This is a genomic window from Methylosinus sp. (genome assembly GCF_036560965.1).
Taxonomy (GTDB): Bacteria; Pseudomonadota; Alphaproteobacteria; order Rhizobiales; family Beijerinckiaceae; genus Methylosinus.
Genome location: NZ_DATBQF010000063.1, coordinates 12653 through 38591 on the forward strand (window position 1 = coordinate 12653; position 25939 = coordinate 38591).

The 25939-nt window shown below is 67.0% G+C and carries 17 protein-coding genes; 3 read left to right on the top strand and 14 right to left on the bottom strand.

What is annotated here, in order from left to right:
- Positions 1-83 precede the first annotated feature (83 nt).
- Complete coding sequence (locus VIF40_RS16885) at positions 84-1349, top strand: hypothetical protein (protein ID WP_331938680.1); 1266 nt, start codon at positions 84-86, stop codon at positions 1347-1349.
- A gap of 646 nt (positions 1350-1995) precedes the next feature.
- Here the strand turns inward: VIF40_RS16885 and VIF40_RS16890 are convergent.
- Together VIF40_RS16890 and VIF40_RS16895 are read right to left on the bottom strand one after the other, a co-directional pair.
- Complete coding sequence (locus tag VIF40_RS16890) at positions 1996-3276, bottom strand: pitrilysin family protein (RefSeq protein ID WP_331938681.1); 1281 nt, start codon at positions 3274-3276, stop codon at positions 1996-1998.
- Positions 3277-3293: 17 nt separating this feature from the next.
- Entirely contained in the window at positions 3294-4685 is a 1392-nt protein-coding gene (locus tag VIF40_RS16895; RefSeq protein WP_331938682.1) for a pitrilysin family protein, read from the bottom strand.
- Between the two features lie 279 nt (positions 4686-4964).
- Between VIF40_RS16895 and VIF40_RS16900 the strand changes: the two genes are divergently transcribed.
- Positions 4965-5705, top strand: coding sequence for a carbonic anhydrase family protein (locus tag VIF40_RS16900; protein ID WP_331938683.1), 741 nt, complete (start codon positions 4965-4967; stop codon positions 5703-5705).
- Between the two features lie 24 nt (positions 5706-5729).
- On the opposite strand, the gene VIF40_RS16905 is transcribed toward VIF40_RS16900, so the two are convergent.
- The 12 genes from VIF40_RS16905 to VIF40_RS16960 all read right to left on the bottom strand — a co-directional run bounded on the left by VIF40_RS16905 (position 5730) and on the right by VIF40_RS16960 (position 22705).
- Positions 5730-6353: a hypothetical protein gene (locus tag VIF40_RS16905; protein ID WP_331938684.1), complete on the bottom strand. Its 624-nt coding sequence runs from the start codon at positions 6351-6353 to the stop codon at positions 5730-5732.
- A gap of 134 nt (positions 6354-6487) precedes the next feature.
- On the bottom strand, positions 6488-7042 hold the full coding sequence (gene lspA, locus VIF40_RS16910; protein WP_331938685.1) for a signal peptidase II: 555 nt from the start codon (positions 7040-7042) through the stop codon (positions 6488-6490).
- Positions 7043-7058: 16 nt separating this feature from the next.
- Positions 7059-8354 carry a TldD/PmbA family protein gene (locus VIF40_RS16915; protein ID WP_331938686.1) on the bottom strand — a complete coding sequence of 432 codons (1296 nt, stop codon included), beginning with the start codon at positions 8352-8354 and terminating at the stop codon, positions 7059-7061.
- Positions 8351-9727, bottom strand: a complete 1377-nt coding sequence (locus VIF40_RS16920) for a TldD/PmbA family protein (RefSeq protein ID WP_331938687.1) — start codon at positions 9725-9727, stop codon at positions 8351-8353. The genes VIF40_RS16915 and VIF40_RS16920 overlap by 4 nt, the downstream gene beginning before the upstream one ends.
- A 220-nt stretch (positions 9728-9947) precedes the next feature.
- Positions 9948-13715, bottom strand: a complete 3768-nt coding sequence (locus VIF40_RS16925; protein ID WP_331938688.1) for a translocation/assembly module TamB domain-containing protein — start codon at positions 13713-13715, stop codon at positions 9948-9950.
- 2 nt (positions 13716-13717) lie between these two features.
- Positions 13718-15673, bottom strand: coding sequence for an autotransporter assembly complex protein TamA (locus tag VIF40_RS16930; protein WP_331938689.1), 1956 nt, complete (start codon positions 15671-15673; stop codon positions 13718-13720).
- 166 nt (positions 15674-15839) lie between these two features.
- Complete coding sequence (locus tag VIF40_RS16935) at positions 15840-18161, bottom strand: TonB-dependent receptor (protein ID WP_331938690.1); 2322 nt, start codon at positions 18159-18161, stop codon at positions 15840-15842.
- 171 nt (positions 18162-18332) lie between these two features.
- Positions 18333-19040 (bottom strand): hypothetical protein, encoded by a 708-nt coding sequence (locus VIF40_RS16940; RefSeq protein ID WP_331938691.1) that lies wholly within the window; start codon positions 19038-19040, stop codon positions 18333-18335.
- The gene (locus VIF40_RS16945) at positions 19040-19771 is read right to left on the bottom strand and encodes a hypothetical protein (RefSeq protein WP_331938692.1); all 732 of its coding nucleotides are present in this window, start codon (positions 19769-19771) and stop codon (positions 19040-19042) included. Before VIF40_RS16945 ends, VIF40_RS16940 begins: the two co-directional genes overlap by 1 nt.
- Positions 19768-20583 carry an ABC transporter ATP-binding protein gene (locus VIF40_RS16950; protein WP_331938693.1) on the bottom strand — a complete coding sequence of 272 codons (816 nt, stop codon included), beginning with the start codon at positions 20581-20583 and terminating at the stop codon, positions 19768-19770. Before VIF40_RS16950 ends, VIF40_RS16945 begins: the two co-directional genes overlap by 4 nt.
- Positions 20584-20641: 58 nt before the next feature.
- The gene (locus VIF40_RS16955; RefSeq protein ID WP_331938694.1) at positions 20642-21640 is read right to left on the bottom strand and encodes an iron ABC transporter permease; all 999 of its coding nucleotides are present in this window, start codon (positions 21638-21640) and stop codon (positions 20642-20644) included.
- A 12-nt stretch (positions 21641-21652) separates the two neighbouring features.
- Complete coding sequence (locus VIF40_RS16960) at positions 21653-22705, bottom strand: ABC transporter substrate-binding protein (RefSeq protein WP_331938695.1); 1053 nt, start codon at positions 22703-22705, stop codon at positions 21653-21655.
- 448 nt (positions 22706-23153) lie between these two features.
- On the opposite strand from VIF40_RS16960, the gene fdhF reads away from it, so the two are divergent.
- Positions 23154-25939, top strand: a 2786-nt coding sequence (gene fdhF / locus VIF40_RS16965) for a formate dehydrogenase subunit alpha (protein WP_331938696.1), incomplete at its 3' end; no start/stop codon positions are given.

The window sequence follows — 25939 nt, forward strand, 5'->3', positions numbered from 1 at the left end:
GCGCGGTCGCTTTCGATGTTTGTCGGAAATTGCTTGTGCCCAGCAGCAGGCTTTTTTGTGGAGTCGCAGGAGCGCCGCGCCGAATGAGCGCAACCGTCGTCGCCGGGCTCCGGCGCTTTTCCGCTCTCTATATCCGATGGCGCGGTTTCGCTTCGCGGAGACCGATCGGATTCGGCGTGACGCTCGCGGCCTGCGGCGCGCTGGCGCGTTTCGCGCTGGAGGCGTCGTTCGGAGAGCAATTCTCGTCGGCGTCCTTTTACGTCGCCGCGCAATGCGCCGCTCTGGTCGGCGGCCTCGCCGCTGTGGTTTCGGCGGCGCTCGCCTCGGGATTGCTCGCGCGATTGTTCTTCCTCCCATTCGACGCCGCCGCTTGGGCCGGGCTCGCGGTCGGGCTCGCTGTGGCCGTGCTGACCGCCGCGGTCGTCGATGCGCTGCGCGCGGCGTGGCGCGACGAGACGCAAATCGATGGCTCGGTGGACGACGAAGCGTGCTTGCGCGCGCTGTGGGAGGGCGGGCTGGTCGGCGCCTTCCGCTGGAGCTGCTGCGGCGCGGTCACCGACGCCAATGACGAATTTCTCGGAATGATCGGTTATGGGCGCGACGATCTCAAAGCCGGTCGGATCGATTGGCGGGAGGCGGGGCGGCTCCGATCGCCCGGCGCGAGCGGCGCCGGTTTCGTCGAGACGGAATTCACGCGCAAGGACGGCGGGCGCGTGCGGCTGCGGCTCCTCTTCGTCGCGCTCGACGAGGAATGCGCGCGCGGCGTCGCTTTCGCGCAGGGGCTCGCCGAATCGCCGGAACGGTGTCGACATGTCACGCGACTGAGGGCGCTCGAACGCGAGGCCCTCGGTTTCGCTCACGATATCAATCAGCCGCTCACCGCGGCGACCGCCTATCTTCAGGCCGCGCGCCGTCAGGCGACGCAGGGCGGCGGGCTGCGCTCGGAAGACCAGCTGGCGGCGATGGACCGCGCCGGCGCGCAATTGCATCGCGCGGCGCGGCTCGTCGTCGAATGGCGCGAGCTGTTCGTGAGCGAGACGAATGAGATCGCGCTGCACGAGCTGATCCACGACGCATGGGCGATCGTGCGCCGCGGCGCCGGCGAGGCCGTTCACATCGAGCTGCGCTTGGCGGCGGAGCGCGATCTCGTGATCGGCGATCGGTCGCAGATCGAGCAGGCTCTGGTCGATCTGCTACGCAGCGCCGCCGAGGCGGCGAGCGCTTCGTCCCGCCCGGGACTGATTGTCGCGACATCCACCAGCGGCGGCGAGATCGGCGTCGAAATCGGCGACTCCGGCCATGCGGCGTTCAAGCTCGCGCTGCCTCTCGTCGTCGAGACCTGTGGATAGCGGGACTTATGCGGCGCGATCGCTGGCGTGTCACAGGAAAATGAGCAGAATTATCGGCCCGCTCGCGAATCGGTAACGGGGGCGCAACCTACGGCCATGCCCAAGCATTTCATCGTCCTTGCTCAAGCCTATGAAAGTAAATGTGCTCGCGTGGTAGGCTAGTATTAGTACCAAGCACTTTCACTAAAAGTATTTCTCCCATAGTATAATTACTAGTGTTACCTACGAGCCACAGGCGGCGTCTTTCTAGTCGAGACCTGAATTAGGTTGTTTCCTTTACGATCGGGGCGCGCTAAAGATTAACCGTAGTCGATTGATAGTGGATAAATTATTCCCCGACGGAATTTGCAACGGCGCAGGGGTTCGGCGTCTGCCGAACCCCTTTTTCATGACGATCCGTCGGGCGCCGCAGGTTGCGGCGCCCGTATTCTTTTGTAGAAGATCGCTGAATTTCAGAGAAAAAGACCGCAGGTTACGCCCGCTGCGGCGGCCGTGCGCTCATAGCGCTTCCGGTCCGATTGCGCGCTTCCGGTCTATCGCGCGCCTCTGATGCGGTTTCCGGCCGAACGCCGGGCGAGGCGATCAGCCGGAAGTCGATCAGGCGCGCTTCTTCGGCAATTTGCGCAGGGATCGGACCAAAGCCCGGTCACAGACCCTGCGGCCGTCCGGCGATCGACACCAGCAGCTCGCCATTGCCGAGCAGGCGTTTGGCCACGCGCCGCGCATCGTCCAGCGTCACCGCGTCGATCCGGCCATTGCGCTCGTCGAGATAGGACGGCGAGAAACCGTCGAGCTGGAGATTGACCAGCTGCCCGGCGATCTTCGTCGATGTGTCGAAGCGCAGCGCATAGGAGCCGATCAGATATTTCTTGCCCTTGTCGAGCTCGTCCTTGCTCGGGCCCTCATCGGCGAGATCGGCGAATTGGCGCTGGATCACCTCCAGCGATTCGCGGGCGCGCTCGTTCTTCGTCGCCGCGCCGCCGACCAGCATGGCGCATTTGTCATATTCGTTGAGATGCGAATACACCGAATAGGCGAGGCCGCGCTTCTCGCGCACTTCGTTGAAGAGCCGCGCGGTGAACACGCCGCCGCCGAGAATATGGTTGATCACCACCGCGCCGAAATAATCCGGATCGTGGCGCTGCATTCCCGGGCGGCCGAAGCGGATCGCCGATTGCGGAACGTCGAGATCGATGATGCGGCGCTCGCCCAGCGCGTGAATGTCGATCTCGGCGACGGGCGTCAGCCGGCTCTGCGCCGGCAGCGCGCCGAAGGTGGCGTCGAGCTTGGCGGCGAGCGTCGTCGCGTCGATCGCGCCGACGACGGCGATCTTGAGATCGCTGCGCGCCAGCAGGCGGGTCCGCAGCGCCTGGAGATCGTCGCGCGTCAGGCCGCCGAGGCTCTCCGCATCGCCGCGGGCGGGCAGGCCATAGGGATGGTTCGGAAAGGCGGTCTCGCGGAAGGCCCTGGCGACCATAGCGTCCGGGTCGTTGGCGTCGCGCTTCAGCCCGGCGACGATCTGCCCGCGCACGCGGTCGAGCGCCTGCTGCTCGAGCCGCGGCTCGCAGAGCGCGACGCGCAGCAGCTCGAAGGCCTCGTCGCTGTTGCGGGCGAGCGTCTGCATATGGCCGGAGATCGTGTCGCGGTCGCAGCCGAAGCCGAGGCGAATCGCCAGATCTTCGATGGCGAGGTGGAAGGCGCGGGCGTCATAGGGACCGGCGCCCTCGTCGAGCAAGCCGGCGAGCAGCGTCGCGAGGCCGGCCTTGCCGGCCGGGTCCTGGGCGGCACCGCCGCGCATGGCGAATTCGAGAGCGACGAGCGGAACGGCGTAGCTCTCGACGAGCCAGGCTTCGATCCCGCCGGGCGTGACGACGCGCTGAATGGTCTCGGCGCGGCTGCGCGCAGGCGCGATGGCGTGGGCTGTCATTGAAATTCGCTCCGATGTCAGGCGGCGAGCTCGGCTTCGTCCTCGCCTTCGAGGAAGCCGGTGACGGCCCGGCGCTTTTGCAGCCATTTGCGGGCGGCGGCGGCGATGTCTTCGGCGCTCACCGCGTCGATGCGCTCCGGCCAGGCGGCGACGTCCTCCACCGCGAGGCCGGTGGCGAGCGACTCGCCATACCAGCGGGCGAGCGACACCTGGCTGTCCTGGGCATAGACCGCATCGGCGACGAGCCGGTTCTTGGCGCGCTTCAGATCGGCCTCGGCGATCTCCGCAGCGGCGAATTTGTCGAGCGCCGCGTCGATCGCGGCGTCGAGCTGCTCCAGCGAGACGCCGGGGCCGGGCGTGGCGAAGACCCAGAAGCGCGTGTCGTCCAGCGCCGAGCCCATGTAATAGGCGCCGGCGTTGACCGCGACCTTCTGCTCCACGACGAGCGAATCATACAGCACGCTGGACGGACCGCCGCCCAGCACATGGGCGAGAACCTCGAGCGTCTCGGCCGCGCCGGGCGCGCCGGTGGTGTAGGAGGGCACGAGGAAGACGCGCTCATGCGTCGGCTGCTCGACCTTCTCGTCGGCGAGCGTCACCAGCCGATGAGCGCGCGGCTCCGGCTCGCGCGGGCGCTTGCGGTTGGGCGCGTCGTCGCGCGCGGGGATGCGGCCGTAGCTCTTCTCGGCGAGCTCGCGCACCGTCTCGAAATCGACGTCGCCGGCGACGATGAGGATGGCGTTCTCGGGCGTGTAGAAGCGGTGATAATAATGAAGCGCGTCCTCGCGGCCGAGCGTCTCGATCTCATGGCCCCAGCCGATGATCGGCGTGCCATAGGGATGGTGCGGGAACAAAGCCGCCTGCACCGCCTCGTCGAGCTGGGCGGAGGGGTCGTTCTCGGTGCGCATGCGGCGCTCCTCGAGCACCACCTCGCGCTCCGGCCCCACCACCTCGTCGGAGAGCACGAGATTGGTCATGCGGTCGGCCTCGAACTCCATCAGCGTGCCGAGATGCTCCTTGCCGATGCGCTGGAAATAGGCCGTGTAGTCATAGCTGGTGAAGGCGTTCTCCTGGCCGCCGAGCTCGGAGACGAGATTGGAGAACTCGCCCTGCGGATGGGCGTGCGTGCCCTTGAACATCAGATGCTCGAGGAAATGCGCGATTCCCGACTTGCCGAGCGGATCGTCGGCGGAGCCGTTGCGATACCAGATCATATGGGTGACGACCGGCGCGCGGCGGTCGGCGATGACGATGATCTCGAGGCCGTTGGCGAGGCGCGAATGGACGACGCCCGCAGCCGCGCTCTCGCTTTTCGCGGCGCCGTCGCGCGCGCCCTCGGATTTTGCGGCGGCGGACGTGGCGGCGTGGGCGGCGACAATCGCCTCGGCCCCCGGCTGTGTCATCGTCATGATAATCGTACCTCGCTATAGCGCGTTCGACAGCGTCCGGCGCTCGGGCCGCGCCGCTCGGGGTCGAGAGACGCTCGTACAAGAGAAATCGGCGCCAGTTCGGCCGCGGGCGTTCCCGGGACGCTTCGACGGAAGCATTCGATCTATATAAGCACGAATGCGAGGCGTGTCAGGCGCCGCGCGCACGCCGCCAGCGTTGCCGTGGTCGAGCCGCGCAGGCATTATCGCGATCGAGTCGTCGGCGCGCAGGCGCGAAACGACGGCCGCAAGGGGGATCGCATGGATTTCACGAGACGTTCTTTTCTGGCCGGCCTCGCCGCCTGTCCGCTCTGCGCCGCGGCGGCCCGGGCCGAGGGGGCGCATTGGACCTATGACGATGCGCAGCATTGGGGCGCGCATGACGAGACGGCCAAGGCCTGCTCGCTCGGCGGGGAGCAATCGCCGATCGATCTCGCCGATACGGTGAAAGCCGACATTCGTCCGCCCAAGCTCGGCTGGAAGCCGCAGGCTTACGAAATCGTCAACAATGGCCATACGATCCAGGCCAACGGCGCCGCCGGCGGGGGCGTCGCCGAGCTCGACCGCCGCAAGTTCGAGTTGAAGCAATTCCATTTTCACACGCCGAGCGAGCACGCCCTCGGCGGCAAGCGCCTGGCCATGGAGGCGCATTTCGTCCATGCCGGCGACAATGGCGATCTTCTGGTGGTCGGCTCCTTCCTCGTCGCCGGCGCGCCCAACAAGGCGCTATCCGCGGTGATGGCCGCCGCGCCGAAGGAGGAGGGCAAGACCGTGCTGAAGGCGCCTCTCGACGCCTCCCCTCTGCTGCCCAAGGGCAAGAAATTCTTCCGCTACGAGGGCTCGCTGACGACGCCGCCCTGCTCGGAAGTGGTGCATTGGAATGTCTTCGCCGAGCCGGTGACGGTGGCGCAGGCGGACATAGACGCCTTCAAGACATTGTTCCCGATGAACGCCCGCCCGCTGCAGCCGACGCATCGCCGCATCGTGCTGAGCGGCGGCTGAGCGGCGGGGCGCCGGATCGGCGGCTCAGGAGCCGCCGAAAAGGCTGCCGATCATGCCGATCGGATTGGTCCAGCCGGGCTTTTCCTCTGCTTCCTTCGCGCCCTTGCCGCCGGCGACCTTCTGGCGATAGGCCGGCGGCGGCTCCGTCAGATAGGAGCGCGTCGAGGACTCGCCGGCGCCGCGGGTCTTCGGGCCGGTGGCGGCGCCCGGCTCGTCGGCGTCGGTCGTGATCGTGCAATGGCCGTCCGAGGCCGCGACGAGACATTTGCGCGCGCCGTCGTGCTCGCCGTTCTTCGAGCCGGCGACATTGGTGTTCTCGTTGAGGCCGGGCTGGCGCGCCGGCGCCTGGCCGCCCTTGCGCCGGGCGACCTCCTGATCGACCGGCCAGGAGGCGGGGCGCTCGGTCTCCGCCTGCGGCGAGGGAAGCCCCTGGCGATTGGGCGGCACGACGAGCTTGGGATGCTCGCGGAAGACGATCTTCTGATTTTCCTCGTCGTCCGAATAGACGCCGATGAAGCCGAGGACGGATGTGACCGTCGATTTGTCGTCATAGGCCGCGGCCGGCGCGACGCCGGCGCCGCCGAGAAGGACGAGCGCGAGCCCGAAACATGCCGGCGCCGGGTGCAGAGAGGCTGTCGCCCGTTTCATCGCCCAGATCTCCTCCCATGGGCGCGGCCCCGTGCCGAAGCGCGCGCGATTCCCAGAGCCGCATTGTTACGGCCTGCTTATTGGCATTTTAGAGGCGCGCGCGCCTCCGGGCCAGCCGAAATCGTCGCCCGAGCCTAACCAGCGGCGGGCGTCGACCGCGCGGCTCCGGGGCGAAAGCTCTCGAGCAGCAGCAGGACGACCCCGAGAAAAATCGCCGCATCGGCCACATTGAACACGTAATTGGCCAGCGGCCCCACCGGCAATGCCGTGTGAAAGAAGAAGAAATCCGCCACCGCCCCGCGCGTGAGCCGGTCCGCGACATTGCCGAGCGCGCCGCCCATGACGAGGCCGAGCCCGGCCGCCGTCAGCCGCCGCGGAGCCCGCCACAGCCAATAGGCGAGGCAGCCGACGATCGACAATTGAAAGGCCACCAGCAGCGCGCGCGTCGCTCCGGTCTGCGAGGAGAGCAGGGAATAGGAGACGCCGAAATTCCACGACAGCACGAGGTCGAGAAAAGAGGTGAGGCGGATCGGCTGGCGCAGGCCGATGTCGAAGACGTTCAGCATCCAGAACTTATGGGCCTGGTCGAGCGCCAGGGCGGCCGCCACCGCCGCGAGGCCGAAGGCGCGAGGGCCGAATCCCGGACCGGAAAACCAGCGGCGATAGACCAAGAAACTCCCTCCAGCCATCGGCGGCGCCGGCTCCTCATTTCGATGAAATGGTCACGCCCGAGGCGGCGACGAAAGGATAGGCGCAATCGCCGAAATTCACGACCTCCTTCGAGACGGCGTGAATATCCTGCAGCAATTGTTGGAAATTCCCGCTCACCATGGTCTCGCTCGCGGCGTGCCGCACCTCGCCATCCTCGATATAGAACGAGTTTTTGGCGATTCCAGAAAAATCCAGATTGTCATTGGGCGCGCCGCCGGAGAAGCGCGAGAGCAAAATTCCGCGCTTCACCCCGGCGATCATCTCGGCGACGCCCGTCTCGCCCGGCCGCACGCGGCTGTTGCGCACGCCCGCCGTCTGCGCCATGCCGAGCTTGCGCGAGAAGAAATAGCCGACGAGGAAATCCTTCAGCACGCCATCCTCGATGATCGGCAGATCGCGCGTCGGCACGCCGAATTCATCGAAATCCGCGCCTTCCGCGAAATCCGCGGAGCGCGGGGCGTTGTCGAGCGAGAACAGCGGGCTGGCGATGCGCTCGCCGCGCTTGTCCTTATAGGGCGAGGAGCCGGCGAGCAGCGCCGGGCCGGCGAGCGCGCCGGCGATCGAGGGCAGCAGCCCGGTGAGGCAATGCGGCGTGACGATCACATCGCCGACGAATTTTCCCGCGACCGGCCGGCGCTCCAGCGAGCGCTCGCATTCCGCCATCAGCCGCCCGACGCCGGCGGCCTCGTAGAGCGAGGGGAAGGGCGAGAAGGCGCTCCCGCCCACGGCGTTGAAAGAGGTGGTGAGCGGTCCGTCCTTGGCCATGAACATGGCGCGAAAACCATGACGGCCACGCCGCTCGCGCTGGCGCAGGCCGCGCGAATTGGCGAATTCGGTCTCCTGATCGGTGAATGTGTAGAGACTGTCGCGCAGCCGCAGCAGCGGATGGCGCGCGGGCAGGCTCGCCAGAAACTCATCGACCTGCGCGCGCATGGCGGCGCGGTCCGGCGCCAAAGGGCCGTGATCGCCGGGCGGCAGGGAGGGCGCGTCGGCGATGTCGTTGGCGGGATCGGCGACGCCCGCCTCGGCCGCCGTGGCCGCGGCGGCGATCGCCGCCTCCACCTCCTCCGGCCGGCGGCCGTTGAGCGTCGCGCCGCCGCGCTTGCCGTCGCGGAACAGAGTGATCGTCGTCGTCTCGTTTTCCGTCGAGCGGACGAGATCGACGCTGCGATGATCGAATTCGATCTCGAAATAGCGCGTGCGATTGGTGAGCGCCTGCGCCGCCGTGGCGCCGGCGTCTTTCGCTCTGGCGAGAATCTGGTCGAGGAAATCGTCCGTGGGCGCGCTCATCCGCGTCCTCCCAGAGTGATGCGGCATTTGATCGAAGGGCCGCCCATGCCGACCGCGATCGGCTGCTTCTTGCCGCACCAGCCGCCGCCCGCCGACCAATGAAAATCATCGCCCACATGGGTGACGCTCTTCAGCATGTCGAAGGCGACGCCGGAGATCGTCGTGTCGCGAATGGCGCGGCCGAGCTTGCCGTCTCTTATCTCATAGCCGCAATTGACGCCGAACATGAATTCGCTGGTGGCGTCCGCCTGCCCATTGGTGGAGCGCTTCAGATAATAGCCGCGCTCGATCGCGCCGATCATGTCGGCGAGCTTGTCGCTTCCCTTGGCGATGCAGGTGTTGCGCATGCGCACCAGCGGCTCGTCCTGAAAGGAGAAGGCGCGCGCATTGCCGGCCGGCTCCGCGCCCAGCATTTGGGCGGTGCGCTTGCTGTGCAGAAAGTTTTTCAGCACGCCATTTTCTATGATGGCGACGTCGCGGCAGGGCGTGCCTTCGTCATCGACATGAATGGCGAAGGAGGATTTGCCATCCGGCCCGCGTCCGCCATAATCGCCGAGCGTGATCTTCTCGCTCGCCACCAGCTCGCCGAGATGATCGCCGGCGACCGAGCCCGCGAGCACGAGATCGGCCTCGCATGTATGGCCGATCGCCTCATGGGCGAGAATGCCGGCGAGCGCCGCGTCGAGCACGACGTCGTGATCGCCGGCCTCGCATTGGCCGCCCTCGGCCTTGCGCCGCAAATTCTCGTGCAGCTCCTCGAGCCAGGGCGCGAGCGTCGCCTCGTCGAAGGACTGGTCCTCTATCTCGCCGAAGCCGCCGAGAATGTCATGAAGCTCGACGATTCCGTCATTGGCGGCGACGCTCATGGAAACGACCAGCGCCGCGCGCGGCACGAAGGAACAGGTCGCGGCGCCGTCGCTATTGGCGAGAATTTTCTCGCTCGCATGGCTGGACAGCGAGATGTCGACATTGACGAGACCCGGATAGCGGGCGCGGATCGCCTCGTCGAGCCGCCGCACGATATCGACGCGCTGCTCGGCCGAGAGCGGCGCGCGCTTGCTGCGATAATCATAGCTTCCGCTTCCGGCCGCGGTGGAGAGCCCGCCGCTGGCGGCATGGCCGCCGGCGAATTCGGCGTTGTCCTTGGCGGTGGCGATGACGGCGGCAAGGCTCGTCTCGTCATCGGCCGGCGCGGCGGCGAAGCCGAAGGCGCCGTTATGATAGAGGCGCGCCGAGACGCCGCCGTCGCGCGAGCGTCCATTGGCGAGCAGCACGCCCTTGCGCATCATGATGCGGGAGGCATGATTGGCGTGCCAGCGCAATTCCCCATAGGCGGGCAATTGCGCCGCGCGCGCGACGAGCCGTTCGAGCATATTCGCGGCCTTTCGGGTGGAATGAGTTTCTGATGGCAATATAGCGGAACGAGGCCGCGAGTGGAATGACGGCAGATCGGTCGCGAAAATCCGGCCTCGGAAATCTGGCCTCGAAAGACGACGCATGACGCGCTTTCCTCTCCTTCGTCCTTCGAGGCGGCCTCTGCGAGGCCTCCTCAGGATGAAGGAGAGGAAAGCGCTTCGTCGAGGCGTCGTCCTGTCAATATTCCCATTCGACGCCGACGCCGACGGAGGATTTGCCGTCGACCTTGGTCTCGCCCTTCACGCGGACATTCTTGGTGACGTCCACGCCGACGCTGACGGCGGTCTGCTCGGGCTTGGCGCCGGTGCGCACGCCGACGCTGATATTGTCGGAGATATAGCGCGAGGCGCCGACCGTCGGGCCGCTGGAGCCGCCGGCCTCGAGATCGAGCGAATCGACGCCGAGCGCCTTGCGCATTTTCTCGAATGCGTCGACGCCGGTTCCTGCGCCGGAGAATTGCGCCAGAGCGGTGGCGAGCTGCACCGCCTGAAAGGCCGACAGCGAGCCCGACGCCTTGGCGAAGAGCAGGCGCGAGAGAACCTCGTCCTGCGGCAGCTCCGGCGTCGAGGAGAAGGAGAAGCTCGGCAGCGAAGCGGGTCCGGAGACGCCGATCTTCGCGGTGACGTCGCTCGCCGTCGTCTCGGCGGTGAAATCGAGCTGCGGAACGAGGCCGCCCGCGAAGCTCAATTTTCCGCGTGTGATGTCGATGCGCTGCGTCAGCAATTGCAGCTTGCCGCGGCGCAGATCGAAAGCGCCGTTGACGACGGGCTTCTGAATCCCGCCGCTCAGCTTCAGCTCGCCGCCGAATTCCGCGTCTATGCCGCGGCCGCGCACGAAAATGCGATTGGGCGCGGCGACGGTGAGATCGATCGCCGCATCGAAGGGCGAGCGCTTGGCGGCGCGGGCTTTCTCCTTGGCTTCCAGCGCCAGCATCTCCTTGGCGAAAGCGCGTGGCGAAACATGCACGGCGCCGCGCGGCGCCTGGAAGGAGGCGGGCAGGCGCTCGGGGACATTCACCTCCATCGTCGTCAGCGTCACCCGGCCGGAGACCTTCGCCGCACGCGCCAGAGCGCCGCTTATGCTCAGATCGAGATCGGCCGTGGCGGACACGAGATCGCTGCTGACGAGCTGCGCATTTTTGGCTTTGACGAGAATGGCGCCGGGCATTCCGGCCTGCGGCTCGACGGCGATATGGCCGGTGGCGGCGATCTGCCCGCCATTCTTGGTGAGAGCGGTGAGCCGCGTGATGGCGATCTCGCGTCCGTGGCCGTCGAGCTTGGCGTCGATGTGATCGAGATAGACGCCGTTCAGCGGGTCGGAGAAGGAGCCGTTCGTCAACGTGACGCCGCCCTCGAGCGCCGGCGCCGAGACGGAGCCGGCGATGCGCAGATCGACATTGGCCTTGCCGCGCAGGCTCTGGCCATTGGCGGAGAGCGCGGTGTCGGCGAGCTTGGCGTCGGCCTCGCCCTTCACTTTCAAATCCAGCGCGCCGGTGGCGTCGATCGGCGCCGAGCCGGCGATGATGAAATGTCCGCCGGAGCCGAGCGCTATGTCGGCGTCGAGGCTCGTGCGCGCGCCGGCGAGCGCGCCATGCGCGGCGAGGTCGAGCGGCGGCAGGCCGTTGCTGCGCAATTGCGGCGCGGACAGCTTGGCGATCTTTATTTTCCAGTCGCCGGTCGGCGCTTTCTTGGCGCCGCCGATGCGCGCCTCCGCGTCGAGCACCCCGTCGAGCGCGAGGCTGGCGTCGGCGATGGAGGCGATGGAGAGCGGAATGGCGCGCGCTCTCGCGGTCAGATCGAGCCGCTCGCCGATCGTTCCGTCCAGGTCGAGCCGGCCGGCGCCGACCGCGAAGGCGAGGCCCTTCAGCTCCACCGCGCCGCCGCCGAGCGTGACGCTCGCGGGCGCGGCGAGCGCGATGCGCTTGCCGGCGCGTTGCGCGGAGAGCGACTGAATGTCGAGCCGCGTCCGCTCGCCCGGCGTCAGCACGGAGCGGCTGGCGATGGCGAAGCCCTCCGCATCGACAGTGAGGTCCAGAGCGGTCGCGGCGCCGGCGGGCGCGGCGGTGAGGCGCGCCTTGGAGATCGTCTTGCCGGCGACGCGGGCCGCATCCACCGTGACGCTTCCGTCGAGCGCGGGGCGACGCAAGAGATCACGGCCGGCGAGCTTGGCGCTCAGCCTCTCGATGGCGGCGTCGGCGGCGCGAATGCGTGTTCCCTGCGCGTCGATCGTCACATTCTGCGCGCCATGCTCCGCGTCGAAGGAGATGTCCGCCCGCAGCGCGCCGGACAGCTTGCGCAAGGCGAGCGCGGAAAGATCGTTGAGATCGGGCGCGACGAGCGAGAGGCGCCCGCTGGCGAGGCTCTGCGCGTCGAGCGTGAGCGCGCCTCTCAGCGCAGCGCGGCCGATGGCGAGATCGAGACCGTCGATGGTCCAGCCGGCGTCCTTGCGCGCATTCAATTTTCCGCGCGCCGGGGCGCCGTCGATCGCGCCGTCGAGCGTCGCGGTGGCGATGAGCGCACCGGTGAGATCGCGCGCGGCGCCATGCAGCGCGAGCCTTTGGATCGCATGGCCGTCGAGGCGTGCGTCGGCGAGCAGCGCGTCGAAATCGGCGTTCGGCCGGTCGGCGGAGCCGGTCGCTTTCAGCGAGATTTCGGCGCGGCCGGAGAGGCGCGGGTCGATCGGGCGCAGATCGGCGATGTCGATCATCGCGCCGATGTCGAGCGCTTCGCGCATCGCCGCGCCGTCGATCTTAGCGACGAGACGCTCGCCGCGCAGCGAGAGGTCTTCGAAGCGCAGACCGCCGCCGGGAAGCGAGGCGACCGCGCCGCCGAGCGCGAGGCGGCGGCCGAGCAGCCTCTCCAACGCGGGCGCGCCGAGGGCCGGAGCGGCCAGCGTTCCGCTCAGCGTCGCGGTCATCCGCTCGTCTTTCGGAACGCCCTTCAGCGCTATCGCGAGATCGAGCGGGCGCGGAGCGTCGCTCGACGCCGTCGCGCTGCGGATGGCGATGTCGCCAGCGAGCGCGCCATCGTCCCGCAGCGTCACGGCGCCGGCGAGCTGCGTGGCTCCCTCGAAGAGCGGAGCGGCGGCCGCCGGCAGCAGCGGGGCGAGGCGGTTTTCGAGATCGAATTCGAGCCGCCGCGCCGCGCCGTTGCGGGTGAGACGGGCTCGGCCCTCGGCGCCGATCGTCTCCCCGGCCTTGGCGGAGAGGCGGGCGGCGAAATCGTCGAGCCGCCCTTCGCCGGTCAGCGCGAGATCGACCGGCGGCAGGCCGGGCAGCGAAGCGAGGCGGGCGATGGCGCCGCCCGCGGGCTCCTGCGCCGCGACGGAAAGGGCGATCTTGCTTCCGTCCGCCGCGATGTCGGCTTTCGCGGCGATCGAGCCGGGCGCGTCCAGCCGGCGAATGTCCAAGGCGAGGCGCGCGCCATTGTCGAGCGCGGCCTCGCCGGTCGCGGCGAATTTCGCCGCGGCGCCGAGAACGGGTTCCGCGAGCGACAGCGAATCCAGCGCCAGCCGGCCGAGCCGGATGCGGACGGGAAGATTCGGGAGCGAAAAGCCGCCGCTGCTCTTGCTGGACTCGGCTGCGGCGCGCGCCGGCGCCGGACGGCGGGCGATGTCGATCGCGCCTATGGCGAGCTTTTCCACATCGACGCGCAGAGCGAAAAGAGCGGAGGGAGACCAGTCGATGGCGATCCGGTCGATCCTCGCAAAGACGCCGTCGCGATCGGCGATGGAAATGTCGCGCAGCAGCGGGCGCGCCGACATAGGGTCCTCGAAGGCGCCGATGTCGATTTTCATGTCCGGCGAGGAGGCGGCGCGCGAGACGAGATCGGCGAGAAAGCTCTTGCCCTCGCGGATTTGCATGCGCAAGGCCAGCGTTCCCGCGACGCCGAGCAGCAGCAGGACGCCGAACGTGTATCCGAGAATGCGGCGCAGACGAAAGCCCATGGTCAGAACGACTCCCCGACGCCGATGAAGATCGCGAATTTGTTCTCGCCGGGACGTCGGCCGAGCGGCGTCGCCACATCGAGGCGGACGGGGCCGATGCCGGTGTAATAGCGCAGACCCACGCCGACCGAGGAGCGCATCGAGGAGTGGAAATCCGGGATCGGCGACGAGAAGGCCGAGCCGATGTCGTAGAAGGGAACCACGCCGATCTCGCGCGTCACCTTTATGCGCGCTTCCGCCGAGCCTTCGAGCAGGCTGCGTCCGCCGACCGGGAAGCCGAGGCCGGCGTCCGGGCTCAGCGAGCGATAGCGATAGCCGCGCACCGAGCCGCCGCCGCCGGCGAAGAAGCGATGGCTCGCCGGAATATCCTCTATGCTCGCGCCGACGATCGAGCCCGCGGCCATGCGGCCGGCGAGCACATACCAGCCGTCCTCGTCCAGCGATTTGTAGCCGGTGATCTGCGTCTTCGATTGCACCATGCCGACGCTGTCGCCGAAGGCCTTCACATAGGGCGTGACATTGGCGACGGCGCGAAAGCCGCTGGTCGGCGCGAGAAGATCATTCGTGCCGTCGTAGCTGGCGGAGAGCGGGAGGCCGAGCAGCGAATAATCATGCGGGCCGAAGGCGTCGAATGTGTGCCCGCGCTCGAATTCGAGGCCTGCCTGCACGGAGGCGGAATCGCTGAAGCGATGGCGGATCGCCGCCGAGGCGTTCCCGTAATAGGCCCAGTAATAATCGGTCTTCTCGCGCACGACGCCGGCGTCGAGCAGCAGATCGTCGCGCCAGCCGAACAGCGCCGGCTTCACGAAGCTCGCCTTGGCGCGGCCGATGACGTCGCTGAGGCGGATCGACGAGAGGCCGTGATAGGTCGCCGAGCTGCCGAAGGGCGCGAGGCCGCCTTCGACATCGAAGCGCAGCCGCTCGGCGCCGCCGAAGAGATTGCGGTCGGTCCAATAGGCGCGCAGCCCGGGCCCGTCGACATTGGAGAAGAAGGCGTCCGCGCCCAGCGCATGAGGCTTGCGCTCGGTCGTCTGCACGAAGATCGGCAGATTGCCGTTCGCGTCGAGCGTCTCGCCGTCCTCGACCTTCACCGAGCCGACGGCCTCCAGCCGGCCGATGGATTTGCGCAGATCGGCGAGCTTCTGCGGACTATAGGGCTCGCCCTCCTCGAGATAGATGAATGAGCGAATGACCTCGGGGTCTATGCCGGGCGAGCCGCTGGCCGTCACCGCGCCGATGCCCGCGCGCGGGCCGGGGTCGATCGTCACGACCACATCCATCGCCGTTTCGGGATGCAGAATGGTCGGCTTCGCCGCGACGACCTTGGCGAGCGGATAGGAATTGGCGCGCAGCGCGTCGATCCAGGCGGTCTGCATGGATTGCAGGGCGGCGGCGCGCGCCGGCGCGTCCGGGTCGCGCTCCAGCGATTTTTTCGAGAGCAGCGCTTCGTCGAGCGGCTTTCCGCTGCGGGCGTCCAGAATGGCGACATTGCGCAGGCGGAACAGCGGGCCGGGGACGATCTCGATGCGGATCGGCGCGAGCGCCTGGCCGCGCAGCCGCTCGGCCGCGGCGGCGGCGGAGTCGGCGCCATGGCCGTCCGGGCTCACCGGGACGCCGGCGATCGTCGCTTTTATCACCGCGTCATAATAGCCGCTGGCCCACAGAGCCTCGGCGAGGCGCGGGAAATCCGCGACGACGCGCCGCGCCAGCCCGGCGCCGGTCGGCGGCGCCTGCAGCCGCAGCCGCCAAGTGTTGGAGACATCCTGGAGAGTGCGCGCGAGGCCCTCCGCCTCGTCGAGGCCGGCGAATTCGATTCTATAGGGCAGGGCGTCGCGGCTCGGCTCGGGCGTCTCCTCGGCGGCGCCGAAGAGGCCGAAAAGATCGAATGCGCGGGCGGGCGAGGCCGCCTCCGGGGCGCCCAAAGCCAGGAGCGCCGTCACGCCCAGGAAACGCTTCACAGATTTCACTTCGCAACGACCCGAACCGAGGATTTCCGCACCATAAGCGGAGCCTTGCAAGCGGTCCATCGCGTTAAGCTTAACGATACAACCTATGGTTAAGCGGGTCTTAACCTCTCGCCGACGCGCAGGCCGGGCTCGGGTCGCGTCGGCGTCGGGCTCCCGTCTAGAATTTGAAGCCGACCTTCGCCAGCACGGTGCGCGGCGCGCCGGGGAAGTAGATGCCGTTGCTCGACGTCTGCTGATAATAGCCGCTGCTGATCTGGCCGATATAGGCGGTGTCGAACATGTTCGTGCAGGTGACGCTGGCGGTCAGCGTGCCCCAATCGATCTTATGCTCGTATTTCACGGTGAGATCGAAAGTGGAGTAGCCGGCGATGGGCTGATAGCCGGAGGTGTCGCCGCCGCGCGAGCCGACGATATGCAGGATCGGCGTGATGGTGAATTCCTCTATGCGCAGATCGCCGCCGATCGTCGAAATCCAATAGGGCACATCCGGCAATTGCTTGCCCTTCACGCGCGTCGAATAATAGATCGTCGATGAGGCGCCGGGCAGGATGGGCAGGTCTTCGACGAATTCGGCGCGCTGATAGCCGAGCGAGGCGAACAGGCCGACTGTCTCGAGCGGCGAATAATGCACGACCGCCTGCGCGCCATAGCTCTGGCTCTCGCCGACATTGGAGCCATATTGCGTGCCGATGCCGGGATCGTACGAGACCAGCTTATTGTGGTTGCGCGAATAATAGATCGTCGGCTCCACATAGCCGTCGCCATAGGCGCCGGCGAAGGACCAGCGCAGACCGAGATCGAGCTGCGTCGAGGTCTCCGGCTTGATCGAGCGCCACAGCTGATCGGCGGTCAATCCCTTGGCGAGGAAGGTCGCCGAATTCTGCTGGAACACCGGCCAGGCGTCATAGCCCGGCCCGCCATAGCCGCCGCCGCCGCTGAATTTCAGCAGCAGATCGTCGGTCAGCCGATAGCCGAGCGCGCCATAGGGCAGGGAAGTGCCGATCGTGAAAGGCGTCACGCTGCGATTGGCGATGGTTCCAGGGGAGAGCGACAGCGCCGTGTCATAGGAGACATCGCCTATGCCGCTCGAATTATAGGCGTCGATTCCCGCCATGCGCTCCCATATGTAGCGCGCGCCGGCCTCCACATGCAGCGGCCCGAAATCGCGGCTCGCGAGCCCATAGGCGGCGTCGAATGTGTGCGGCGACGTCTGCCTCGAGAGAATCGGCCAGGTCGCGCCGGTGAGGCCGCCGAGCGCATTGGGCGTGAACATCTCCCAGGCCGTCGGCGGTCCGGGGAGATTCTGCACGCCGTGCCAGTATCCGAGCTTGGCGTCGGTGTCCAAAATGCGCGTCTGCAATTCGCTCGTCACGCCCCACATGTCGTGGTCGATGAGCCATTTGCGGATTTTGCCATTGTTCATTCCGTCGAGATAATAGCCGTCCTCGCGGAAATAATAGGGCTTGACGACGACGCGCGTCGACTCGTCGATCTTGATGGTGATCTCGGAGAGCGCCGTCCAGGAATCGAAGTGCTGGAGATTATAGCCGTAGTAATTGACCATCCCGCTCGGGACGCTGCCGGGGATGGCGGCGAAGTCGAAGCGGCGGTACGCGCCGAGATTGCTCGCTTGCGCATAGGTGAGGCCGTCGTAGCTATGCTGGTCGAGGCTGCTCTTGGCGACGAATAGCTTCGCCTCCAGCCAGTCGACGGGATTGGTGTCTATGCCGACGGCGAAGCCGGATTTGCCTTGCGGGTCCTTGCCGGAGCCGCGCCATTTGTCGGCGTCGGTGAAGGAGCCGGAGACGAAAGCCTTGGTCGTGCCGTTCAAAATCTCGCCGGTGTCGATGCGGGCGAAGGTGCGCAGGAAGGAGAAGGAGCCGACGCTCTGCGAGATCTCGCCGCCGAACTTCTTCTCCGGCCAGCGGATCTGGCTGTCGAAGCTGCCGGTGACGGTGAAATAGGAATTCACGTCGGAGGGCATGGGGCCCTGATGCAGAACGATCTTGCTCAGATTCTCATTGTCGATGAGCCAGGTGACTCCCGGCCCGGGATTGATGCCGGAGAGCGGCAGTCCGTCCACCGTGCCGATGCTGTTGCCGTGCTGGCTGTTCTCGCCGCGGATGCGAATGCCCTTATTGCCGCCCGGCAGATTGGCGAGGCCGTAAGGATCGATCGCCGGCGCGTCGACCGAGGGCAGCCAGGAGATGCCGCGAATGGGATTGGAGCCGCCGCCGCCGCTGGCGAGATCGAGCCCGCGAGCGTCCGCGGCATAGGCGGTGGCGCTATCGGAGGCCGAGCCGATGATCGGGCTCTCGGGCTTTTTTTGCGGCGCGGCCGGCGCCGCTCCGATGGAGATTTCCGGCAGCGTCGTGAGGGTCTCGGCGATCGCGCTATCGGCGACGGCGAGCAATGCGACGAAAGACGCGCCGCCGAGGAGAAGGGAGGAGCCGCGTCCGTCGCGCGCAAACATCGTCATTGCTGTCAGCCTTTCGCCGCCCCGGGCCGACGCGCCGCTCGCCCGCCGCTCGATTCGTGATGTAAGAACGTTACCTAAATAACTGCGGTTGACACGGCAAGTCTATTGTGACGGCAAAACGACGCATATAACGTCACGATACGTGATATAGATTGCATGTAATATTCACGCTTATCGAAATTTTTTCACGGCCTCGACGGTCGCCGTCGTCCACATTCCATCGCCGATGCGGCGCAAAGGCAGGACGGCGCGCCCGGCGGCGAGCTGCGGCCGCAGCCAGCCATGCGTGTCCACCCAATCGTCGGGCGCCGGCGCCTCGGCGTCCGTCTCCAGCGAGACGAGAAACAGGCCCTGCGCCTCGAGCGCGCGAACCTGCACGGCGCGCTCGAAGCCGCGCAGGCCGCCGAATTCGAGCCAGCGGCCCGACCATCCGCGCGCCGTCAGCCCCACTGCGGCGGCGGCGCCGATAAGGCCGCGGCGCGCGCCGAATCCGGCCATGCGCAGCCCGCCGAGCGCGCCTTCGATCTCCTCGCCGCGGATTTCGCGCCGGCTCGCCTCGCGGCCGAAGTCGACGAGCCGTTCCGCCTCCTCGCCCGCGACGACGACGCCGGGGGCGCTCGACGGCGCGGCATGTGCTTCGACATAGGCGGCGGCGCGCTGGAGGAGCGCGTCGAGCGCATCGGCTCGCTCGGTCTCGACGACGAGGCAGGAAGCCTTGTTGCTCGTCGTCGCCGCGACGCCGGAAAACAGCATATGGCCGACCGAGCCGACGAAGCGCGCCTCATCGGCGAGCGTGTCGCCGAATTCGCGCGCCAGCCGCGCCGTGCTCGTCGCCCAGCCGGCGCCGTCGGTGTCGTCCATGCCGATGAAGATGCGCATCAGTCGGCGACCTCCGCATCGCGCGGACGCTTGCCGATGGCGAGGAGGCGGTCGTCGCGCTCCTCGATCGGCGCGACGGCGCGGCCGCCCCAGAGCCGCGGCGACAGCCAGCCGCCGGTATGGATCAGCGATTGCGGGTCGAGCGCGCGGGCGCGCTTGTCGATCGCGACCGCCTCTATGCCGGCCTCGGCGAGGGCCGCGACCGAGATCGGATCGGGAAGGCGGCGCAGCCGGCCATATTCCAAGAAGCGGCCGCACCAGCCATAGGCGGAGAGGCCGACCGCCGCCAGCGCGCCGATGATTCCGTCATTCGTGCCGCCGAGACCGTGCAGCTCCACTCCGGCGCGCGCGGCGACCTCTCTCGCATGATCCTGCGTCTCGATCTCATGGGTGCAGGAGAGGCCGAATGCGATCGCTTCGGAGAGGTCGTCGGTCTCGCGCGCGACGCAGAGGCCGGGGTCGGAGCCCTCGCTGGCGAGCTCCGCTATATGGGCGATCGCGCGTGCGACCAGCGCGGGGAGCAGGGCCTCGTCCTCTATCTCCACCACGGCGCAGGCCGGGCTGTTGTGCGAGGTGAAGGGAATGCGCGGATCGAGAAGCAATTGGTGCCGCAGCGCGCCCCAGAGCCGCGCGCCCTCCGGCAGCTCGCGCTCGAACAGCCGCACCAGCCGGCCGGTGCCGATTTTGGCGCCGACGACGTCGGTGTCGTCGAAGCCCATGTAGATTTTCATCGATCGGCCTCGCTCGTTGCTCGCCCGACGACGGGCGCGAGCCGGCGCGCGCCGAAGGGATCGTCGAACACCTCGACCGCGACGCCATAGAGGCGGCGCATCCGCTCCGCCGTCACCACCGCCTGCGGCGGCCCGTCGGCCTCTATGCGGCCCTCGTGCAGAATCGCGATGCGCGTCGCGATCTGCATCGCATGTTCGGGATGATGGGTGCTGACCAGCACGCCATGTCCCTCGGCGCAGAGATCGGACAAATGCCGCATCAGGCGCAGCTGATAGCCATAGTCGAGCCCCGTCGCCGGCTCGTCCATCACCAGGAGGCGCGCGCCTTGCGCCAGCGCGCGGGCGATGAGGGTGAGCTGCCGCTCGCCGCCGGAAATCTCCGTATAGGGCCGGTCGATCAGCCGCTCTATGCCGAGCCGCGCGATGATTCCCTCGACGATCTCGCGATCTTGCGCGCGGGGCGCGCGCAAAAGCCCGGTCTCCGGCAGGCGGCCGAGCATGACCACCTCGCGCACCGTATAGGGAAAAGGCGTGACATGGCCTTGCGGCACATAGGCGACGCGCCTGGCGATCTCACGCCGCGAGAAAGAGGACAGCGGCGCGCCGTCGAGCCGAACCTCGCCGCGCTTGGCCGAGAGAAAGCCGAGCAGCAGCCGGAACAAAGTGCTTTTTCCAGCGCCATTGGCGCCGAGCAGAGCGAGGATCTCGCCGGCGCCGAAGCCGAGCGTCACGCCCTCCAGCACGCTCCGCTTGCCGCGCGAAAAATGCAGGTCGAGGCCTTCGAGCCGGGGGCGAGGAGAGGGCTCTCTCACGGCCGGCCCTTTCCCCGGCCCGCTTCGTCGGAGAGCGGGCGCTCCACCGCCTCCCGCCTCACGCCCAGGCCCTCCGCGCCCGGCCGAGCACCAGGACAAAGACCGGAATGCCGAGCAATTCGGTGACGACGCCGATCGGGATCTCGGCGCGTGTGATATTGCGCGCGACGCTATCGGCCGCGATGAGGAAGCTCGCGCCGAGCAGCGCGCTCGCCGGCAGCAGCTTGCTGTTCGTCGGCCCGATGGCGAGCCGCGCCACATGCGGCACGACCAGCCCCACCCAGCCGATCATGCCCGCCAGCGAGACGGAGAGCGAGGAGACCAGCGTCGCCGTGGCGATGACGCCATAGCGTGTCGCCTGCACCGGCACGCCGAGCGAGCGCGCCTCGTCGTCGCCCATGGAGAGCGCGTCCAGCGCCCGGCCAGCCAGCGTCAGCGCGCCGACGCCGATGAGGATCGCCGGCGCTGCGCCCTTCAGCTGCTTCAGATCGACGGCGCCGAGGCTCCCCATCATCCAATAGACGATGGCCGGCAGCTGGTCGTAAGGATCGGCGGCATATTTGACGAGCGACAGCGCCGAGGCGAACAGCGCGCCGGAGATCATGCCGCCGAGCACAAGCGTCACCATGGACGCCGCGCCGAAGAGATTGGCGATGAGGACGCCGACGCCGACGGCGACGAGCCCCATGGCGAAGGCGGAAATCTGGATGGTGAGAAAATCACCGGAGTAGAGAATGCCCAGCGCCGCGCCGAAGCCGGCCCCTCCCAGCACGCCGAGAATGCCCGGCGACACCAGCGGATTGCGAAACACCGCCTGGAAGGAGGCGCCCGAGGCGGAGAGCGACGCGCCGATGAGCCCCGCCGCCAGCACACGCGGCAGGCGGATTTCGACGATGAGATTGCGCAGGAGATCGAAGCGCTCCGGCGGCAGATCGACGAGGCCGAGGCAGGCGCCGAGAAAGCCGAGAATATCGCTCGGCGCGAGCGGATAGCGCCCGACCGACAAAGCGACGAGAACGACCGCCAGCAGAAGGAATGGGAGGAGGGCGAGGCGCATCGAGATCGCCTCTCACTCCATGATGCGCGAGAAATCGGCGTCGGAAATATCGACGCCGAGGAAGAGCCGGTAGAATTTCTTCGTCTCGGCCTTCACATCGAGCGGAAAGCGCGCCGGATAAAAGAGATTGGCGAGCCATTGAACGCCGAGCGCGCGCATATAGCTCGGCGGACGATCGAGCCAATTGAACGGCGCATGCGGCACGTCGACGATGCGGCCATTCTTCACCGCCTCCACATTGCGCCACAGAGCGCTGCCCTTGGCGAGCGCGATGAAACCCTTGTTTTGGGTCAGTATCAGCGAAGGCTTCAGCGCGACGATCTGCTCGACGCTGATCTTCTCCATGCCGACATGCGAGGTTTGTTCGCAATGATAGATATTGTCGCCGCCGGCGATGAGGATCGGCTCGGTGTGGAAGCTCTTGTCGCAATCGGTCGCGAGCCCGTCCGGCGATTCGGCGTAATAGACGCGCAGCCGCTCGGCCGGCGGAATATCGGCGGTGGCCTTGCGCACGCGGGCCAGCGCGTCGCGAATATAGGCGGCCATTTCATTCGCCTGCGCCTCGCGCCCGAACACACGGCCGAGAAAGGCGAAGGCGTCCGCATAATCGTCCAGAGTGTCGAGCTTCAAGAAGATCACAGGAACGTTGATCTTGGCGAAGCTCGCTTCGACTTGGCCCTTCTCCTGATAGAAGCCGAGCCAGGCGATCACGAGATCGGGGCGCATCGCCGCGATCTCCTCGAGATTGAGCTGGCGGCCCATGCCGGCATTGCTGCCGAGCACGGGCAGATCGACCGCCTCCTTGCGGTAGAGGGACTTCTCGTCGCCGCGCAACGGCACATTGATGCCGATGAGCCGCTCCGGCGCTATGGCGTAGAGCGTCACCGCGACCGGCGGCGCCGCGCCGAAAACGCGGCGAGGGTCGGCCGGTATGACGATTTTGCGGCCGGCCATGTCGGTGATCTCGCGCGTCTCGCCGGCGCGCGCGGGGGCGGTTGCGAGCGCGAGCAGCGCCAGCAGCGCGCAGAGGAAGCGGTTCCGAGCAAAGAGACGCGTCGAGGGCATGGACAAGGCCTTTCGACCTTCGGCGATGGAGGGAAGACGCATACGATATGTATGCATCTTATATAGATAGCGACCATAGAGACCGAAGGCCTCGCCGCGCAAGGCCAAATTCTAGCCTTTGTAATCCTCCGCATTCTCCGCGGCGCCGGCCTTCGCGTGGCGCCTGCGTGAGCAAAAGCGAGGGCTCCCGTCCCGAAGCGCGCGACGGGGCGCATCCGCAACGAGAGAGCGCCGAACGCTCCTATCGTCTGTCTCGATATATCAGGGCCATATATTTTCGCGCCGCTCGGGCCATCTGCGCGTATCCGCGGCTCCGCGGCGGCGACTATAGGCTCCGCCTATCGACCGACGATTCGGAGATATTGACAAAAACCACCCGACTGACCGTATCTATACCGTTATGTAATATCACTACATCGAATCCGTCCGGCGCGCGGGGACCCGAAAAATGAGCCTGATCAAGGAAATCGACTATGGCACGCCGGTCTCCCATTCGGAGAAGGACGTCACGCTGACGATCGACGGGACGCAGATCACCGTCCCCGAGGGCACGTCGATCATGCGCGCGGCGATGCAGATCGGCGTCGATATCCCCAAGCTCTGCGCCTCCGACAATCTCCATTCCTTCGGCTCCTGCCGCCTCTGCCTCATCGAGATCGAGGGGCGCGCCAATCTCTCCGCCTCCTGCACGACGCCGGTCATGCCGGGCATTGCGGTGAAGACCTATTCGCCGCGGCTCGACACCATCCGCCGCGGAATCATGGAGCTCTACATCTCCGATCACCCGCTCGATTGCTTGACTTGCGCCGCCAATGGCGATTGCGAGCTGCAGTCCATGGCCGGCGCGGTGAGCCTGCGCCAGGTCCGCTATGGCGGCGGCCGCAACCATGTGACGGCGCGCCGCGAGGGGCGCCGCAACGAGGATTGGAAGCCCAAGGACAAATCCAATCCCTATTTCACCTATGACCCGGCCAAATGCATCGTCTGCAATCGTTGCGTGCGGGCTTGCCAGGAAGTGCAGGGGACCTTCGCGCTGACGATCGAAGGACGCGGATTCGACAGCCGCGTCTCGCCCGGCGCCGGCGAGGCCTTCATGGAGTCGGAATGCGTCTCCTGCGGCGCCTGCGTGCAGGCCTGCCCGACGGCGACGCTCACCGAGAATTCTGTCGTCGCCATCGGCCAGCCGGAGCATTCCGCCGTCACCACCTGCGCCTATTGCGGCGTCGGCTGCGCCTTCAAGGCCGAGATGCGCGGCGAGGAGATCGTGCGCATGGTTCCCTGGAAGGACGGCAAGGCCAATCACGGCCATAGCTGCATCAAGGGCCGTTTCGCCTATGGCTATGCGCTGCATCGCGATCGCGTGACCAGCCCGATGATCCGCGAGAAGATCACCGATCCTTGGCGCGAGGTGTCCTGGGAGGAGGCGATCTCCCACGCCGCCTCCGAGTTCAAGCGCATTCAGGCGAAATACGGCCGGCTCGCCGTCGGCGGCATCACCTCCTCGCGCTGCACCAGCGAGGAGACCTTTCTGGTGCAGAAGCTCATCCGCAGCGGCTTCGGCAATAATAATGTCGATACTTGCGCGCGCGTCTGCCATTCGCCGACCGGTTATGGCTTGAGCCAGGCTTTCGGCACATCGGCGGGCACGCAGGATTTCGACTCGGTCGCCGAGGCCGACGTCATTCTCATCATCGGCTGCAATCCAACCGACGCGCATCCGGTCGTCGGCTCGCAGATCAAGCGCCGCATTCGCGAGGGCGCGAAGCTCATCGTCGTCGATCCGCGCCGCACCGAGCTGGTGCGCTCGCCCCATATCGACGCCGCCTTCCATCTGCCGCTGCGTCCCGGAACCAATGTCGCCATCGTCACCGCGCTCGCCCATGTGGTGGTGAAAGAGGGGCTCGTGAATGAGGCCTTCGTGCGCGAGCGTTGCGATTGGGACGAGTATTTGGAATGGGCCGCCTTCGTCGGCGAGGAGAGCAACAGCCCGGAGGCGGTAGAGAAGTTCACCGGCGTTCCCGCGCATCTCGTGCGCGGCGCCGCGCGTCTCTACGCCACCGGCGGCAACGCCACCATCTATTACGGCCTCGGCGTCACCGAGCACAGCCAGGGCTCGACCACGGTGATGGCCATCGCCAATCTCGCGATGGCGACCGGCAATCTCGGGCGACGCGGCGTCGGCGTCAATCCGCTGCGCGGGCAGAACAATGTGCAGGGCTCTTGCGACATGGGCTCCTTCCCGCATGAATTCCCCGGCTATCGCCACGTCGCGACCGACGAGGTGCGCGAGGCCTTCGAAAAGGAATGGGGCGTTCCGCTCGATGGCGAACCGGGCCTGCGCATCCCCAATATGTTCGACGCGGCGATCGATGGCGTGTTCAAGGGCCTCTATGTGCAGGGCGAGGACATTTTGCAGTCCGACCCCGACATCAAGCATGTGTCGGCCGGGCTCGGCGCGATGGAATGCGTCGTCGTGCAAGACCTCTTCCATAACGAGACGGCCAATTACGCGCATGTGCTGCTGCCGGGCGCGAGCTTTCTCGAAAAGGACGGCTGTTTCATCAACGCCGAGCGCCGCATCCAGCGCGTGCGGCGTGTGATGAGCCCCAAGGCGAAATACGCCGACTGGGAGGCGACGCAGCTCCTCGCCAATGCGATGGGCTGCGAATGGAAATACACGCACCCGAGCCAAATCCTGGACGAGATCGCGCACATGACGCCGGCGTTCAAGAATGTCTCCTACGCGCGGCTCGAACAGGTCGGCTCCGTGCAATGGCCATGCAACGACGCCGCACCCGAGGGCATGCCGATCATGCATATCGACGGTTTCGCGCGCGGCAAGGGCAAGTTCGTCATCACAGAATATATTCCTACCGAGGAGCGCTCGGGTCCGCGATTCCCGCTCCTGCTCACCACGGGCCGCATCCTCTCGCAATATAATGTCGGCGCGCAGACCCGCCGCACCGACAACAGCCAATGGCATCCCGAGGACGTGCTGGAGATCAATCCGCAGGACGCCGAAATGCGCGGCGCGCGCGATGGCGACTGGGTGCGCGTGCAAAGCCGCGCCGGCGAAACGACGCTACGCGCGAAAATCACCGACCGCGTCGCGCCCGGCGTCGTCTACACCACCTTCCATCACCCGCTGTGCCAGACCAACGTCGTCACGACGGATAATTCCGATTGGGCGACCAATTGCCCGGAATATAAGGTCACCGCGGTGCAGGTGTCGCC